Origin of the sequence: Psychromarinibacter halotolerans (genome assembly GCF_029168315.1) — a bacterium.
GTDB lineage: Bacteria > Pseudomonadota > Alphaproteobacteria > Rhodobacterales > Rhodobacteraceae > Psychromarinibacter > Psychromarinibacter halotolerans.
Map to the genome: position 1 here is coordinate 241,891 of NZ_JARGYD010000003.1, position 14,696 is coordinate 256,586.

Genomic DNA, 14,696 nt, shown 5'->3' on the forward strand with positions numbered 1-14,696 from the left:
CGTAAGGTCAGCCGCGAATTTTCTGCCCTAAAGCAGTGCGGCTTGGCTTAGCAGGATTAGCTTTGCCAAGCCTCATTCTCATAAATATCAGGGTAGTCAGGAACCGTGACGAACTCGACACCCAATCGCTTGAAGAACAGCCTACGACTATCGCTGCCTTCGTCGTCTTTCACAACAAACCAAATCTTCTTCGGTGGCTCGGGTGTGATTTTTTGTAGCTTGGCTCGTTCCAAGAACAACCACCTTAGAAAGTTCTCATCCTTTCCGAAGGTGAAGCCAAAGATCACGATAGGGCAAAAGAAGATGACTTCGAGCCAAGTGTCTGAACCATGCCATTCACCGCCCCCATTCTTTATGACCTCGCGCAAGCTGTTCTTGCGATTGTAAACCCAAGACCGCGCTCGCTGAACAGAACCCATATAATGAGTCAATCCCAAGCGAATACTCCGAGAATACTTCATCATACCGTGGGCGTGCCAGATTGCGAACTCCGACCTGGGGTCATCTACTCTTCGATCAGAGAAATACGAACTCCAAGGGTAAAAATCTGTGAACCCTTTCTTGGGGTGGAAGAGCTCAAGCTGCTTAGATCGGGAGAGGTTCTCGTCGAAATTCACTGTGATGATCGGACGACCATGCCGATGCGCCCACCCAGTTATGGTCTCGTGGTGAACCGTATGTCTCCAGCCCTTCATCAAATCGCAAAACTCACTTTGCAGACTACTGCGATCCTCCCTGGGATGGGCGAGATCGAGGATATCGAAAAACTCCGTATTCGACATCTCTTTCCTTTCGTCTGCTGTTAGGCGTAGGCCTTGCTGACGAGAAAGTGCTCCAAGCAAACCAACCCAGCTTGAGGTGCTGTCCCCGCCATGAATATTAATGCCATTCCCAATAAGCAGGGCTGGCTTTTCCTTCCGTGTAAGAATGTCGTTCAATGAAACCATACTGCTCCCCATTTCAAGCTGGTCTAGGTTAGTACACGCCACGTGCGTATAACAGGATGATTAAGAAGCAATCTTTGAGCGATCCACAGTTTATTGGCGGATCGCGTCGCGGCTGGCCTCAAGGCCAGCCGAAAATTTTTTGCGCTTTCAGAACAAAGAAAGCTGCGCCCCGCGCCAGCCTGTACGCTCGGCCTCGTGGTCGAGCCATGCGGTGACGAATGCGACCGCGCCGCCGTACTCCGTCACCGTTCCATTGTTCATGAAGTGCGAGCGGTAGCCTGTCTTGGTGACAGGTAACGGCGCTTTGCCCTCGCTTCGTAGTTCGATGTGATCGACCATGCCGAATTCTTCGGGGGTGAACGTGATCTCGATCCGAACACCGCACCATACGATTGTATGCTTTTCCATTATCTTGCCCTCCGCCATGGCGGAGCCGCCGCTTACGCGGCGACTCCTTCCTTGGTTTCAGTCTGGGCTTGAAGGCTGTGCAGGAAATCCGCCGCCTTCTGGGCGTGGGCGGCTGCCGAAAAGATCGCCCGCTTGTCGTCTTTCAGCACCTTGAGCCAGCTTTGGATATAAGCGGCATGGTCTGTGCCAGCCTCTGGCGTCAGACCAAGATCGGCACACAGGAACGCCGCACCGAGTTCGGCAACCAGTTCTTCGCGGGCATAGCCTTCGTCGCCCCATTTCTTGCGCCCGAATTCACGATCAAGGCGCTTGGGGTGCTTCGTCCAGTGCGTCAGCTCGTGCGCCAAGGTCGCATAGTAGGCCTCGGGGCTGCGGAAACACTCGAAAACAGGCATCTGAACGTGATCGCTGCCGCCGCTGTAGAAAGCCTGATTGCCGCCGTGCCGAACGTCCGCACCTGTCGCCGCGAAGAAGTCTTCGGCATGCTCGATGCGTCGCGCGGGATCGATGACAGGCTCGGGCTTGAGGTAGTAGTGCTCGGGCCAGCCTTCGATCTGCTCAACATTGAAGACGGTGTAGGCCTTCATAAACGGGATGGTGCGTTCTTCCTCCGTGCCGTTGTCCTGCTCTTCGGTCTTGGTGATGGTGTTGGCATAGAAAACGGAATTGCCGCGCTCGCCCTTTCTGACATGTGCGCCCAGTTCTTGGGCTTGGCGATAGGTCATCCAGTACGGGGAGCAGTAGCCCGCTTCCATCGCCGCGCCCCACAACATCAGAACGTTGATGCCGCTATAGGCTAGGCCGTTATGGCGCAGGGGCTTGGTCACACGCCCATCCATGTTGCCAGCGCTCCACGGCTTCAGCCATGTGAGTTCGCCCTGCTCCAGATCGGCGATGATCTTGCCTGTGACTTTCTGGTAAATGTCTTGTTTCACTTCCTTTTCTCCTATGTTTGGTTGCGCATGCAACCGAACTGCCCCTCTGGCGAAGAGAGGGGGGAGACCGTCCAGACCGCAGACAGCGGTGGGGGATCACCCGTCCTGCACAAGCGAAGCGCGGAAGGATGGGGAGACCGCTGACTGCGCCCGAAGCTCATGCGAAGGGCTTGGTCTTGACGGCGGATGGGGTCGCAGACCCCAAAACAAAGAAGACAAAGTCGCCCGCCAGGGCTGGCACCAGATCACGCGCAAGGGATGGAAGCCGAATGGCCGAGACCGCCAAAGGCGGGCTCGGTTCACGACAGCCCGACCCGAAGGGTTGCGCCAACTGGCTACATTGGCCAATCATCGCCAAGAATCGATGACTTTTCTTACAAGCCAAGCGCACTGCAGAAGCGGTGCGCTTGGCTAACCGAAGGTAATCTGAAATCGAACATCGAGCTTTACAATGTTGATTTCTATGGATTAAAATGGACGAGCAATGACAGGCACCATCGAATACGCAGAACTGAAAGATATCAAGCTCGACCCTCTTAACCCGAGGCTCGGTCGCTCCCTTAATGGTGCGAGTCTGTCACAAGATGAAATCTACGACAGAATGAAAGATTGGTCTCTGGAAGAGCTAGCAACATCATTTCTGGAGAGCGGCTTTTGGGTCCACGAGGCCGTCTTGTGTGTAAAAGAGGAACTCGACGGCGAAGAAGAATTAGTGGTGGTCGAAGGTAATCGGCGGATAGCCGCTCTAAAACGACTTGCGAAGACCTTCGATGGCGAAGACACGTCCAAACGCTGGCTGGACATAATTGACGGCGAAACCCGCCCCGACGATATGTTCAAAAACGTGCCAATTATTGTGGTCGGTTCGCGCCAAGAGATCGTTTCATTCTTGGGGTTTAGGCATGTAACGGGAATTAAAGAATGGGCGCCCCCTGAAAAGGCGCAGTTTATAGCCAAAATGATCGACGAGGGCGGACTGTCCTACCGCGATGTTATGCGAAAAATTGGCAGCAAGACGCCAACTGTGCAACGAAACTATATAGCCTACTGCATTCTTCGCCAAATGGATGATATTGAAGACGTTGTCGTTCAAGAGGTCGAAGATCGTTTTAGCGTCCTTTTCCTATCCATTCGAACTTCAGGCGTCCGAAATTTCCTCAACCTTGATCCAAAGTTTCAGGTAGAGCCAGGCGAAGTCTATCCCCCCATCCCAGAAAAGAGTATCCCGAATTTAGTTGAGTTCTCGAGATGGCTGTTTGGCGACCAGGAGAATAGCCCAGTAGTGAACGACTCTCGTCAAATAGAAAAGTTTGCAAGTGTGTTGGCTTCGGAGGACGGTCTAGAGTATTTGCGAAGGGTTAGGAAACCAAGCCTAGACAAAGCATTTGTAATCGCTGGCGGCGATCAGGAAGAAGTCTATGACCTAATATCAACAGCGACAGTTAATCTTCAGGAGGCGCTTACTACAATTCACTTCTACAAAGAAGATGATCGATTGAAAAGCGTATCCAAAAAGATGTTTAGTACAGCACTTCAAATCAAAGAAACCCTTGGAATCGAGTAAATATGCTCCAGATTCCCGAGAAAGATTTCAAAAAATCCGTGAATGTCTCTAACGTAGGGGTCACGTCCCTAGGGGACTGGCTGGAAGCTTGCCTACTTTTTTCCAGTGACCGCGTGTCTAAGAACGACGTCGTAGATTTGCTTATCGAAGAGCAAGTGTGTGACGATGATAGTCAGGACTTGGCTTATCAGATTGCCACGAACGGATGGGATGAACTTAGCCGCCGCCAGAGGTGGGGTGGACTGTCACTTGAGGCCGATTTCACAAGAGACAGACTGACGCGCCGTACAACATGGGAGGATGACCTCTTCTCCTCGTTCATGGTGTTGTTGTCATTGTTCAAAATATTTCCTGAGTGGGCGGCGGGGCATCGCGATTTTGTCGGTCAAGGTGATCTTTTTGAGCGCTGTACCGAACTGATATGTCCTGCCCTACTGCCAGGCTGGAAAACCTACCGTGCAGGTTGGACGCCCGAAGACGCGAAGAACATCCCAGGAATTGTTGATGCTCTATGTGAACTGCTGTTTACTTCAGGCGCAGCAGACCTGAATGAGTGGATCGCACCGCAAGGAAACGATGGCGGTCTTGATCTCGTCTGCTACAAAACATTCGGGGATGAGCGGGAAGGAATGCCTGTATTCTTTCTGCAATGCGCCAGCGGAAAAAACTGGCGAGATAAAATACATACTCCAAACGGTAGAACTTGGCAAAAATACTTGAATGCGGCTGTGATGCCTAGCACGGGAATTATTGCCCCTTTCGTAATCGAAAGCGCAGAGCTAAAGCGAGCCTCACTGGAAGGGCAAGCTATTGTTTTTGATCGCCTAAGGCTGTTGAGTGCAAAACGGGAAAATCCCATTGAGCTGCCTGATGAACTCGCGAATGACCTTAAGGCTTGGATGCAAGTGAGAGTCGATGCTTTGCCGATAGCTTGATTGGTGGTGCTATCATTAAATGAAAAGTTGAGAATTCAGCGGCGGTCAAGTTGCACCTCATCGGCCTTGGCCTTTCGCCTAAAATCAACCTCTATTCGCCATTCGAAGACAGTATAGAGGTCAGTGTGGCATGAGAGATGGACACAAATTCAGTCAGATCGAGATCGAACCTTACATTATCAATCGGAGTTTTCGGAGAAATCTCTGGAACAGGAAGATCGGTCGCATCGAAAACTGCAAGTGATGTACCATCTGGGAATGCACTCAACCTCATTGAATTGCGGTAGATATCCTGCCCGCCCTTCATCAAACATTGACGCAAGAACGATGCGCGCAATTCTGTTTCTATGATCTGGGAATAAATTTCCTCCATCAACTCCGCTGTGGTGGATCCAGAGTTCAATTCGACCAAATTGAGTGACGCAATATAGACCTGAAAGTCGTCATTTGGCCGAAGCTGATCGAGAGAAAACCGATGCTTCCTCCTTGAACTTGTAGTCGTTTTGACCTCAAGAACAGCCCCACTAGTCACGAAGTCATACTTAGCCATCTTGTGGCTGCACCAGCAGCGAACAGCAGATTCAACATTGTCCGCACACGATAGTATGTACAGTTCACCCCAAAGGCCGACAATGTCTCTATCCGCACCCCCGATCTTCTTGAACAGGTTTGCAAGCTCTTGAATACTAGAGGCAATATCTCGATTTGAAAAAGGTGCACGGGCACTATTAAAAGTCTCTTCGAGGACCAATAACAGCATCCGAACAATGTCTGGGTCATTCTCGCGTAGACTGACAATGGTGTAGATACCTGAAGCACTCGCACCGTCTGCCGCGTCAATGGTACAATCTCTGGAAAAATGGGCAGAAATAGAGCGTAATTCGATATCGCTTCTATGATCATCCAGACGCGCGGTGAAGAGCAACGATGGGTACGCTTCGCCATCCACAGACAGCCACAACGAGGAGTCGGAATTCAGCGGTTGACCAAAGAGTTGATCACACCCTTCGGGGAAGTCACTAACAAGCTTCACGTAGGTCTCGAAAAGCACTTCCGCTACCTTTCGATCCACACGCGCTCCATGAGATGATCAGGAACATGAACGGCCAATGTGGGCACATCCCTGATCATCCGCTTCTTGTCAGAAGTCTGGATATCATATCGGTGGAGTTGGAAGGTTATCTTCTCCGCAGATACAAGTGCTCTGGCGCCTGGATAGTTTGTATTTGCGTTAGCACCTTGGAAGAGGTTCTTGATCTTTGGCGGGGTCGTATTCCCAAGGGTGCGGACGGCATCAACGTCTGACCAAGGCCCTGAAAAAGCATAGAAGCTACAGGTCAAATCGGGCTCTTCGTTCGCCAGGCGCTCAAGCCCTAGCAGAAGTGCAGAATGCTGCAGGTTGTCGTCCGGCCACTTGTAGCGAAGCTGTCCAATCCTAGGGAGCAAGTCGGCGAGCTTGATACTATCGCTAAATGCTGGAACCAACTGTTTGTCGTTCCATCCAGGTTCAGCGTAACTCTGAAAATCAAAGTCAGCGATAACGCTATCAACGACATCGCGGTTCTCCGAAACTATCTCCGAGTCATCGAACGGATGGTCAGGGACAACCCAACCACCACGGCCTTTGGATTGATACATTTCCAGAAGTATAACGGAACTGCGAGTTGGCTTCAGGCTTTGGTCGAGGAAGTAGGTGCGCCTCCAGTCCTTCAGTGTCTTATCTTGCGCCAGATGGTATCGAATTGAGCCACGGATGGACTCCTCGTGCTTCACGTAGTCAGTGAAGGCATCGATATTCTCTGCAGTCAGATAAATTCGGCAAAGGCCTAGGTAGCCTCGTTTGTAACCAAAAAAACGAGCCCGCTGCTGAATGTTGTCAGCGTTACCCACGCCCGTTGATCGAGGCATGTAGCTTACCGTCAGGCCTTCGACTGTGAACCCCCTATCAAGCCCGATACCGCCGACCAAAATCCAGCTATACTCACCCTTCCAATCTACGCTTGGGATGCGGTTCTTTTCCCGTGTGTTAAGTTCAACCACAGCAGTCTCCTCGATGGCATCGAAGAGAACAGAGAACACATCCGCAAAGGTGAATGATGTTTCGTACGTCTTGAAGAGCTCTTTCGCAGAAATTTCGAAGGCGTCTACCAAGTCGGCATAGTCTTCGTGGTCTTCATCCTGGAGTATGATCGACCAATTCTTCTTAGTCTGCTTCACCCACCGCGCAAACATCAGATGCTCATCTTTCGGCACTGCAGGATGAATCATCATCGAGCGATTACGCCCGTTCTGATAGTCCTCTTCCAACAAGCCTATCGCTACACCTACAAAATAGTGACGAAGCGCAGCAAGTAGACTGTTGGGCGGCTCAATGGGCGGGTCGTTCTTGTCAGGTACATCGCCAAACGGAATTGGTTCAATGTACTTGCTTGCACCGTCAACAAAGAACTCCTGTCCTCCCACATACATGCTACCAGGGGTCAAAACGCATCCAAAGTCGGGCGAAAGGGTATCAATCCGACTGATTAACAGCGGAGCTTGCGGAGTGGCGGTGTAGAGCAAGTAGCTATGATGGGGAAATAGTTTTCGCAAACCCATGATCCGCGAGTATGTAGTACTCTCTTCATCTTGCTTTGCCCTGGTATTAATTCCAGCCTGATCTCCTTCGTCGTCGATAATAAGCGTCGGCACATCCGAAAGATCAGATTTTGAAAGTAACTTCGAAAGGTTGTCTAAGTGCTGGTGCTGCTTCATCGAAACGATGAGGATAGTTCGTGCACGCGGACTACCCCGCCGCCATTTGGCGAGTTCCATGTTCACGCGATCAAGCTCGCTTTGCTGAAAACCTTTCTGCTGCGTGGAAAACAACTTCCAATCGCGCGTAGCATCAATATCGAGGTCTTCCTTCAGGCGCGCGTGAGACTGCTCAACAAGATTATTGGTGGTCCCAGCCAACAAGATTACAAGGCGGTACTTGTTGTCTCGGGCTAGCGCAGCAAGGCCTGTGAAGGAGAGTGTCTTGCCGCTTTGCACATAGCCGATGACAAGACCTGTATTGGTCTTCCCCGCCACGTTCGGATTAATGCAGTCGCCAAGAATTTTAGTCGTTTCCTCAGAGAGTCTATCTTTCTCTTCTTGGGACAACGCACTGCTCGCTTCCAGCATATCACCGAAGGAACTACCCTGCACAGGGTTCCAGCCCCCGCGCCCCAATGGTGCAGTGGGAGCAACCTTAATAACGCTCGTTTTACTAGTCATTCATCGTTCTCTTGGACATTTGGTTTTTTAGAATTTCATTGGTGTAGCGGCGGATTACTGTAGGTTTCTTGTCTGCAAGCTCTGCCGCAACGACTTCGGCCAACCCCATAGCTGCCGCTATATTAAGTATCGCAGTAAAGCTGTCGGCATCCATTGTTGGGAACTGCGCCATGAATGGGTGAAGCATGGCTACCCGCACCGTCACACGGCGCGGCTCAGGGTCAAGGATCGAAGGGTGATCCTGAATGGTAAGCCAGTCTGTATCATCATCGGCATAGGAAAGTTCGATGCCAACGATCCATGGTTCACCTCTAAAGCGAAGCTGAAACTCGGCATGTTCCTTGTCCGCACTTGCAAGATCAGGGAGCGTCTCATCCTGATCTGGGGTGGCCTGGCTAGAATCGCTGTTATGGGTGAACAAATCGTTCACCTCGTCGCTCGCCGACAGTGTCGCATTTCTAAGGTTAGCCGCAGTCGCATTCAGAGCTGCAGTGGCATCCTTGCGGATGCCTTTTACGCTAGCTTTGGTGCGATGTTCGCGCGCTTGTTGAAGAAGCGGGAAATTTTCTTCCGACAAGACCTTGCGCAATTTCCGCAAAAATTCGTCTTCACTTTCCTCCCATTTAATACCGTCTTTCGTATGTGAAACAAAAAAGCCTTTCAAATGAATCTCACCGAAAATCCTTTGGTAAGGGTATGTGTTCGAGCGACCAAATATGTCCTCAGGGCGATAGGCCTCGTCTGCGCTTCCCATGATTAAGCGCTTGCGCCGAAAGAGCGCCAGTCCCGCCAAGCGCGTACTCGCGGTCTCACGTATCGCCACGAAGCCAGTTGCCGACTTTCCATCACCAAGGTCGAAGTCGATCTCCTTCTTCCACAAGACGGTTTCGCCATCTGGGTCGCGATAACTAGGTGCGCTCAAGATAGCTGGATCTTCATACTTCAACTCCTCACCATCAACGAAGAGCGCCAGGGAGCCGTCCCGAATGTAGACGCGATAGATGCTTGAGAGGTGTTCCTTGATCTTGTGAATCGTCTTGCCGCGCGGGAAGCGGCGAATATTCTCAAGCCTTACTTCTGTGTAGTGCTTGTCTTCCGCAACTTTCATTGACAGCACGTTGAGTTCTTCGATGCTGTCATGAACGATCTCATCGATATTGAAGATGACGGTTCGCTCAACGTTCTCACCTAGAGCGCTGGAGCGGACACTCCAATTCGGAGCAAACCAGCAAGCCGCGCTCTTCATCCCCATGCCGAACTCAGACAATCCAGTGGCGTCGGGTGGTATTTCCGCAGGGCGGAAAGCCCTTTGGTAGTCGGAAGAAGAAATTCCAGCGGCGTTATCTTTTATAGAAATTGTATTAGCGGGAACATTGAAATCTATATCAACGCGAAGCTTAAAATTCTTGCCATCTACGGACTTAAGCTTCTTTTTATTTTCTATGCTACTTTGTATCGAGTTATCGACAAACTCGGCAAGGGCGAACCAAGACTTGTAGTTCAGATGGGGGAGCACCGAGAGAACATTGACGCCAGGGCGAATATTTACCGAGCTTACCTGTATCATTATTCTGCCGCTACCGCCATGCTATCGGTGTTTTCAAAAGGTTCACGGTTCAGCAGGCAATCGTAAATGTGCCCGACTACATCTACGTTAACCGCATTTCCGAATGCCTTATATGCACCATTCTTGGAGTCTGGCAGGTGCTTAAGCGCCCCCATGCTCTGCAAACGGCTACATTCACGAGGTGTCATGTACCGCCTACGCCAAGCTACAATTGGTACTTGGCTTGTAGTCATCGCTATAAGTGATGGGGCTGAATCTGCCTTTTTCACACGAATGCCGCTTGCACGAAACTGAAGAAGATGCTGCCAGATATCACGCTCCGCACCTTTACAGTTCCATTCCAACTTTTGGAAGCTAGGTGGAAAGTCTTTGATCTTTTCTATCCAGCCATCGATCAACTTCTGGTGTCGCACGTAAAAATCGCGGTTTTTCTGAATGAAATCAATTTTCCATTCAGGAAATGCATCCAGTTCAGTGCGTGCGTAGCTTGGCAGCGCCTCTTTCACATCTTTGGAAGACAGCCCCTTTAGAGGCCTACCGAATGCGCCTTTGTAATTTCCGAGCCCTTTATAGGAACGCTTGTGTGGCGTAGTTCCATCGAGGGGATAGTCAGCTCCGAATTCCATTGCCCATATTGGGAATGACGGCAACTCTTCTTCGCGAGGAAATGCTGCGACAAATTCCTGCCAGGTTTCGATGTACTTTACATGGTTTTCGTTTAGACCATGCGCATCGGGAGGATTGTTGTCGAGAATCGAATGAATAGAGATTTCAGGCATTTTCTTTGGCTTCCGCCAATCAAAGCCGCCCAACCCCTTTTTATCTCCAACAATGAAGGCACGTTCGCGCTTCTGGGGGATTCCAAACATGTGCGGCGACAGGCGTTCAAAAGAGATATCGTAGTCTTCGCGAAGCTGTGAGCAAATAGTATTCCATGTGTCTCCGCCGTTATGCTTAATCAGATTCGGCACATTCTCGATGATAAAGTATCGCGGCTCCTTCTGCTTTAAGATCGCCACGACATAATCGAACAAATTACCCCATTGCGGACACTCCAGTCCTTTTTGATCCCCTGCTTTTGAGAACGGTTGGCACGGGAACCCCGCACACAGGACGTCGTGATCTGGAATCGAGGCTACGTCTACGTTGCGAATGTCGCCATGTGGCCTAAGACCGAAGTTCTTCTCGTACAGATCGGAGAGACCAACGTTCAACTCAGACGCGAACACGCACTCCGCCCCGCGCTGACTAAGCGCTTGGTGGAACCCCCCTAGACCTGCAAAAAGATCGATAAATTTCATTCGGTTACACTGCCTCACGTTTTTGTTGAGGCTACATCCACCAATCGGTTTTTGCAACACAAGCTTTCGCTTCATCTACTCCATATTGGGCTCGTGGAGCGCCTATTAACAAGATGGTGCGCCTTTCTGCGAACTGTCAACGTAGTTGTAGATGAACGAAAGAGGGTATTGGGTAGGTTCCCCCGTCGCACTGACGCGACCCAACCCGCGTCGGTTGGTCTCGATGAAGTCGTCTCCATGAAGTGGCCTCCACGGCGTGGCGCAGTTCAATCGAGCGGTCGGTTGTTCATGGTTCGGTGTCGGTGGAGAGGCAAGTCTCCAAGTCCGACGAACTGGGCTTGGGGGTGGTGATAGACCCCCGAGAGTGATCCATCTTCGGCAAGATGGCGGCATCCAATCCGCGCAGGGTTGGTCTCCATGAAATGGTCATGGGGGTATCGGGGGAGCAGGAACGCGCCCCTGATTGGTGATGCAACGGTCAGACGTTGCGAGTGGGTTTCAAGGGGCGCGATAGCCCCTGATCTTCCTGAAAGGATCGATGGGTGCAGGGAGAGCGAAGTCTCCCGCGAGTGATTGAACGGCGATACGTTCTGCTGGCTCTGGATGGGGTCACCCCCCTTGACAGAGCCACGGCCTGGGGGATGCAACGGGGGCGCGCAGCGAGCCCCCTTGCCAAGATGGTTTTGTACTACAAAACACATCTTGCGGTATCGCCTTTCGGCTCCTTTAAGCCTTTGTATTACAATGAATGTCGCGGCGCATCAATGCGCACCAACTCTGGACTACTGCACCCTCAACTGGCGCTGAGGATGCTTTCCAGACGGGGCTCAACCTTCGCCCGTAGCAGTTCGATCAGCTCGGGGTCGCCCCGCTCGTACTCATCGGGGATGTGTAGCGTGACGATCCTGCTGTCGGCTGGGCGCTGCTTGTACTTTTTCCTGATGCGATCGCGGTGGTGGTTTTCCATCGCGAAGATCAGATCGGCACTGGCGACAAGCTCCTTGGTCAACGGTCTCGGGGCTTCCGAATCCGTGCCCGCCGACACGGCCTCGATGCCAGGGAAATCCCTGAACACATCCTCTGCGGTCGGACTTCTGAGCTTGTTGGCGGTGCAGACGAACAGAACTTTCATGCGAGGATTCTAGCCTATCTGGATGGGCTACGGAATCCCGTTTTCTTTGCCGCTGCCCCCATCTTCGATCCTGACCATCTCGATTTCGAACTCGGGATGGAGCGGGTTGGCGTGCGTCATGTGGTTCGGCCTGCCCATTATGCCGCTGAAGCTCAGCTCACCCCTCAAGGTCATCGGGTTGTCCTTGGTTTTGTAGAGGCGGTAGAGCCGCGTTTCGAGTACGGTTCGGGTTGCCATCAGAAAGCGCGGCACAGCCCTGTCGGACTTACCGAACCCAACGAAGACTCCTGCATCGTGGATGAAAGACAGCTCATCAGGAAAACTGTCGTATTCGGGCTCGGCGTAGAAATTGACGATATTTTCAGAAACGAGAAGCGAATTGGATTTCTCCATCGGCTTCATTTCAATCACCGCATAGGCGACCTTTGACGCCAGCGGTTCGACTGGCGCGGGCGAAAATTCTGCGAATGCGCTCATCACGGTTATTTCGCTGAAGCCGCTTTGGGCGTCCTGACGCCTATCTGTACTGGCATAGACGTGGTAGCGCCCCGCCAGTTCGGCCAAGTCTATTTGCGGCTTTCCGCCGCGTGAAAAGAAGTGCGCGAACGTAGCAGCCCCCTGTTCGATATCAGGCGGCGGCACACTGCCAAGATAAACGGCTATCGCGTGTATGAAGTCGTCAGGCTGGCGGTGCTTCCCTTCCAAAAACCGCGAAACACGTTTTCGGCCTGCATCGAAATCCAAAGCGAAATTTGTCTTCCTTGTGATGTCGATTGCCAGCCCCTGAGCGGTGAGCTTCATCGCCTCGCCGTATTCGCGCAAGGCGCGGCGCAGGCGTTCTCTCTCGTCATCGGAATAGTGAAAGTACTGCTCTGCCATCTTGCCGTGTCCAGGTTGTGTCCGTGACGAGTTCGGATTCTTTGTATCTATGGAGAGCCATCACATGAACCCGCGTCAACCGACGGAGAGTCAAGATGGCTGGCAACCAACCCAAGAACACCTCACCGACTGGAGCCCTGCTCCTGGGTGTGTCGTTCATCGCGCTCGCCCACTACGCGCCTGCGATGCTCGGCGGCACGAATGCCGCTGATGATCTCTACCTTGGATTTTTCAAAGCGGTTGGCGGCATCACCGTGCTTGGCAGTATCGCGGGTTACTACAGTGCCTGGAGACAGCTTGAAAAGCGCATTGCCAGCGAGAAACCCTCGGGCGTCTTCGGCGAAGCCAGCTTCGCGACGGTCGAAGATTGCGACGATGCGGGACTTCTGAACCCTCAAGGCCTTTACCTTGGCACACTGGACGGCCAGCCGCTCTTCCATAGCGGCAAGGCGCATCTTCTGACTTGCGCCCCCGCCCGCCAGGGCAAGGGCATCAATGTCGTCCTGCCGAACCTGCTGCACTACACGGGCTCGGTCGTCGTCACCGACCCCAAGGGTGAGTTGGCTGCCGTCACGGCTGCTCACCGCCGCGAGCGGTTCGGACAGCGCGTTGTCGTGCTGAACCCGTGGGGGCTGCACGGCCTGCCGCAAGACCGCATCAATCCGCTCGAAGGCTTGATCGCCATTGCGGGCGATCCCGCCCGTCAGCGCGGCCTGACCGATGAAGTCAAAGCCATCGCGCTTCAGCTTCTCCCTGAGCCCGAAGACACCAAGAACTTCTATTTCCGCGAGGGGTCGCGCACGATCCTGCGCGCGGTGCTCCTGTATCTCGCACTCAGCCAGCCCAAGCTGTGCACGCTTCCCGAAGCATGGAGGCTCGTCGCCAACCCGAAGCGGCTTGCCCGCGCCGTCGATGCGATGTGCCGTTCGGATGCACTTGGCGGGCTTCTGGCCGATCTCGGCGATGATCTCGCCTCTCAGATCGAAGGCAATCCCGACCAGTTCGCCGACTTCCGCGCGGGGGCGGTGCAGGCGCTCGATATCTTCGAGCCTGGGGGATATCTCGCCGATGCGGTCAGCTTTTCAGATATCGCGCTCGCCGATCTGAAAAGCGGTGACGTCTCGATCTATCTGGCTTTCCCGCAGGATCGGATTGCTTCGCACGGGGCTGCGCTCGGCCTGATCGTCAATCAGGCCATCACCGCCGTTGCCCGCTCCGATGAACGCGGCCAAGTCCTGTTCTTGCTCGATGAGTTTGCCAACATGGGCAAGCTCGCAGGGCTCGCCGAAAGCCTGACCGCGCTGCCTGGTCTCGGCGTGCGGGTCTGGATGTTCGTGCAGGAACTCGCAGAACTGATCCGCATCTACGGTCAGTACACTGCTCGGACGCTGCTCTCGCAGGCTGAAGTGAAGCAGTTCTTCTCCGTTCAGGATTTCGAGCTGGCAAGGACGCTTTCGCAAGCACTCGGCCAGAAGACCGTGAAGACACGCAACTTCAACCTTGGCCGCCTCGACACCGATGAGATCGGCGAAAGCCTGTCCGAGACAGGCAGACCACTCATGGCTGCCGATGAAATCAGACTGATGCCACGGGACAAGCAGTTGCTTCTCGTCAACGGCCTTCTGCCCGTGAAGGCGCAGCTCGTGCCCCTTTGGTTCGTTTCGCCTTGGCGCGATTGGGCAGAGCCCAACCCCGTCGAGGGAGACTTCCCCAACCCGAGGCCGCTCTTCCAGCTCGGCTACGAACTCAAACGCCAGGAAAGGAAATGAC

At 52.9% G+C, this 14,696-nt stretch carries 12 protein-coding genes; 3 read left to right on the top strand and 9 right to left on the bottom strand.

Going from position 1 to position 14,696, the window contains the following annotated elements; all coding sequences use genetic code 11:
• Positions 1 to 56 precede the first annotated feature (56 nt).
• The 3 genes from P1K30_RS09710 to P1K30_RS09720 all read right to left on the bottom strand — a co-directional run bounded on the left by P1K30_RS09710 (position 57) and on the right by P1K30_RS09720 (position 2,290).
• A complete protein-coding gene (locus tag P1K30_RS09710; protein WP_275632526.1) occupies positions 57 to 938 on the bottom strand; it encodes an SIR2 family protein in 882 nt (293 codons plus the stop codon).
• A 156-nt stretch (positions 939 to 1,094) separates the two neighbouring features.
• Complete coding sequence (locus tag P1K30_RS09715) at positions 1,095 to 1,355, bottom strand: hypothetical protein (RefSeq protein ID WP_275632527.1); 261 nt, start codon at positions 1,353 to 1,355, stop codon at positions 1,095 to 1,097.
• A gap of 32 nt (positions 1,356 to 1,387) precedes the next feature.
• Complete coding sequence (locus P1K30_RS09720; RefSeq protein ID WP_275632528.1) at positions 1,388 to 2,290, bottom strand: ArdC family protein; 903 nt, start codon at positions 2,288 to 2,290, stop codon at positions 1,388 to 1,390.
• Between the two features lie 484 nt (positions 2,291 to 2,774).
• On the opposite strand from P1K30_RS09720, the gene P1K30_RS09725 reads away from it, so the two are divergent.
• A complete protein-coding gene (locus tag P1K30_RS09725; protein WP_275632529.1) occupies positions 2,775 to 3,854 on the top strand; it encodes a hypothetical protein in 1,080 nt (359 codons plus the stop codon).
• A gap of 2 nt (positions 3,855 to 3,856) precedes the next feature.
• Positions 3,857 to 4,789, top strand: a complete 933-nt coding sequence (locus P1K30_RS09730; protein ID WP_275632530.1) for a hypothetical protein — start codon at positions 3,857 to 3,859, stop codon at positions 4,787 to 4,789.
• 91 nt (positions 4,790 to 4,880) lie between these two features.
• Here the strand turns inward: P1K30_RS09730 and P1K30_RS09735 are convergent, their stop codons facing one another.
• The 6 genes from P1K30_RS09735 to P1K30_RS09760 all read right to left on the bottom strand — a co-directional run bounded on the left by P1K30_RS09735 (position 4,881) and on the right by P1K30_RS09760 (position 12,926).
• Entirely contained in the window at positions 4,881 to 5,840 is a 960-nt protein-coding gene (locus tag P1K30_RS09735; RefSeq protein ID WP_275632531.1) for a PD-(D/E)XK motif protein, read from the bottom strand.
• Positions 5,841 to 5,845: 5 nt separating this feature from the next.
• Entirely contained in the window at positions 5,846 to 8,047 is a 2,202-nt protein-coding gene (locus P1K30_RS09740) for a Z1 domain-containing protein (protein ID WP_275632532.1), read from the bottom strand.
• Positions 8,040 to 9,614 carry an ATP-binding protein gene (locus P1K30_RS09745; protein ID WP_275632533.1) on the bottom strand — a complete coding sequence of 525 codons (1,575 nt, stop codon included), beginning with the start codon at positions 9,612 to 9,614 and terminating at the stop codon, positions 8,040 to 8,042. Before P1K30_RS09745 ends, P1K30_RS09740 begins: the two co-directional genes overlap by 8 nt.
• Complete coding sequence (gene dcm, locus P1K30_RS09750; protein WP_275632534.1) at positions 9,614 to 10,915, bottom strand: DNA cytosine methyltransferase; 1,302 nt, start codon at positions 10,913 to 10,915, stop codon at positions 9,614 to 9,616. The genes P1K30_RS09745 and dcm overlap by 1 nt, the downstream gene beginning before the upstream one ends.
• 793 nt (positions 10,916 to 11,708) lie before the next feature.
• Positions 11,709 to 12,047 (bottom strand): low molecular weight protein tyrosine phosphatase family protein, encoded by a 339-nt coding sequence (locus P1K30_RS09755; protein WP_275632535.1) that lies wholly within the window; start codon positions 12,045 to 12,047, stop codon positions 11,709 to 11,711.
• 27 nt (positions 12,048 to 12,074) lie between these two features.
• Entirely contained in the window at positions 12,075 to 12,926 is an 852-nt protein-coding gene (locus P1K30_RS09760) for a hypothetical protein (protein ID WP_275632536.1), read from the bottom strand.
• Positions 12,927 to 13,021: 95 nt separating this feature from the next.
• On the opposite strand from P1K30_RS09760, the gene P1K30_RS09765 reads away from it, so the two are divergent.
• Positions 13,022 to 14,695: a type IV secretory system conjugative DNA transfer family protein gene (locus tag P1K30_RS09765; RefSeq protein WP_275632537.1), complete on the top strand. Its 1,674-nt coding sequence runs from the start codon at positions 13,022 to 13,024 to the stop codon at positions 14,693 to 14,695.
• The last annotated feature ends 1 nt before the right edge of the window (position 14,696 follow it).

Coding starts and splice junctions, on each gene's coding strand:
- P1K30_RS09715 (WP_275632527.1), bottom strand. CDS start 1,355: ATGGAAAAGCATACAATCGTATGGTGCGGTGTTCGGATCGAGATCACG.
- P1K30_RS09725 (WP_275632529.1), top strand. CDS start 2,775: ATGACAGGCACCATCGAATACGCAGAACTGAAAGATATCAAGCTCGAC.
- P1K30_RS09730 (WP_275632530.1), top strand. CDS start 3,857: ATGCTCCAGATTCCCGAGAAAGATTTCAAAAAATCCGTGAATGTCTCT.
- P1K30_RS09740 (WP_275632532.1), bottom strand. CDS start 8,047: ATGACTAGTAAAACGAGCGTTATTAAGGTTGCTCCCACTGCACCATTG.
- P1K30_RS09745 (WP_275632533.1), bottom strand. CDS start 9,614: ATGATACAGGTAAGCTCGGTAAATATTCGCCCTGGCGTCAATGTTCTC.
- dcm (WP_275632534.1), bottom strand. CDS start 10,915: ATGAAATTTATCGATCTTTTTGCAGGTCTAGGGGGGTTCCACCAAGCG.
- P1K30_RS09755 (WP_275632535.1), bottom strand. CDS start 12,047: ATGAAAGTTCTGTTCGTCTGCACCGCCAACAAGCTCAGAAGTCCGACC.
- P1K30_RS09760 (WP_275632536.1), bottom strand. CDS start 12,926: ATGGCAGAGCAGTACTTTCACTATTCCGATGACGAGAGAGAACGCCTG.
- P1K30_RS09765 (WP_275632537.1), top strand. CDS start 13,022: ATGGCTGGCAACCAACCCAAGAACACCTCACCGACTGGAGCCCTGCTC.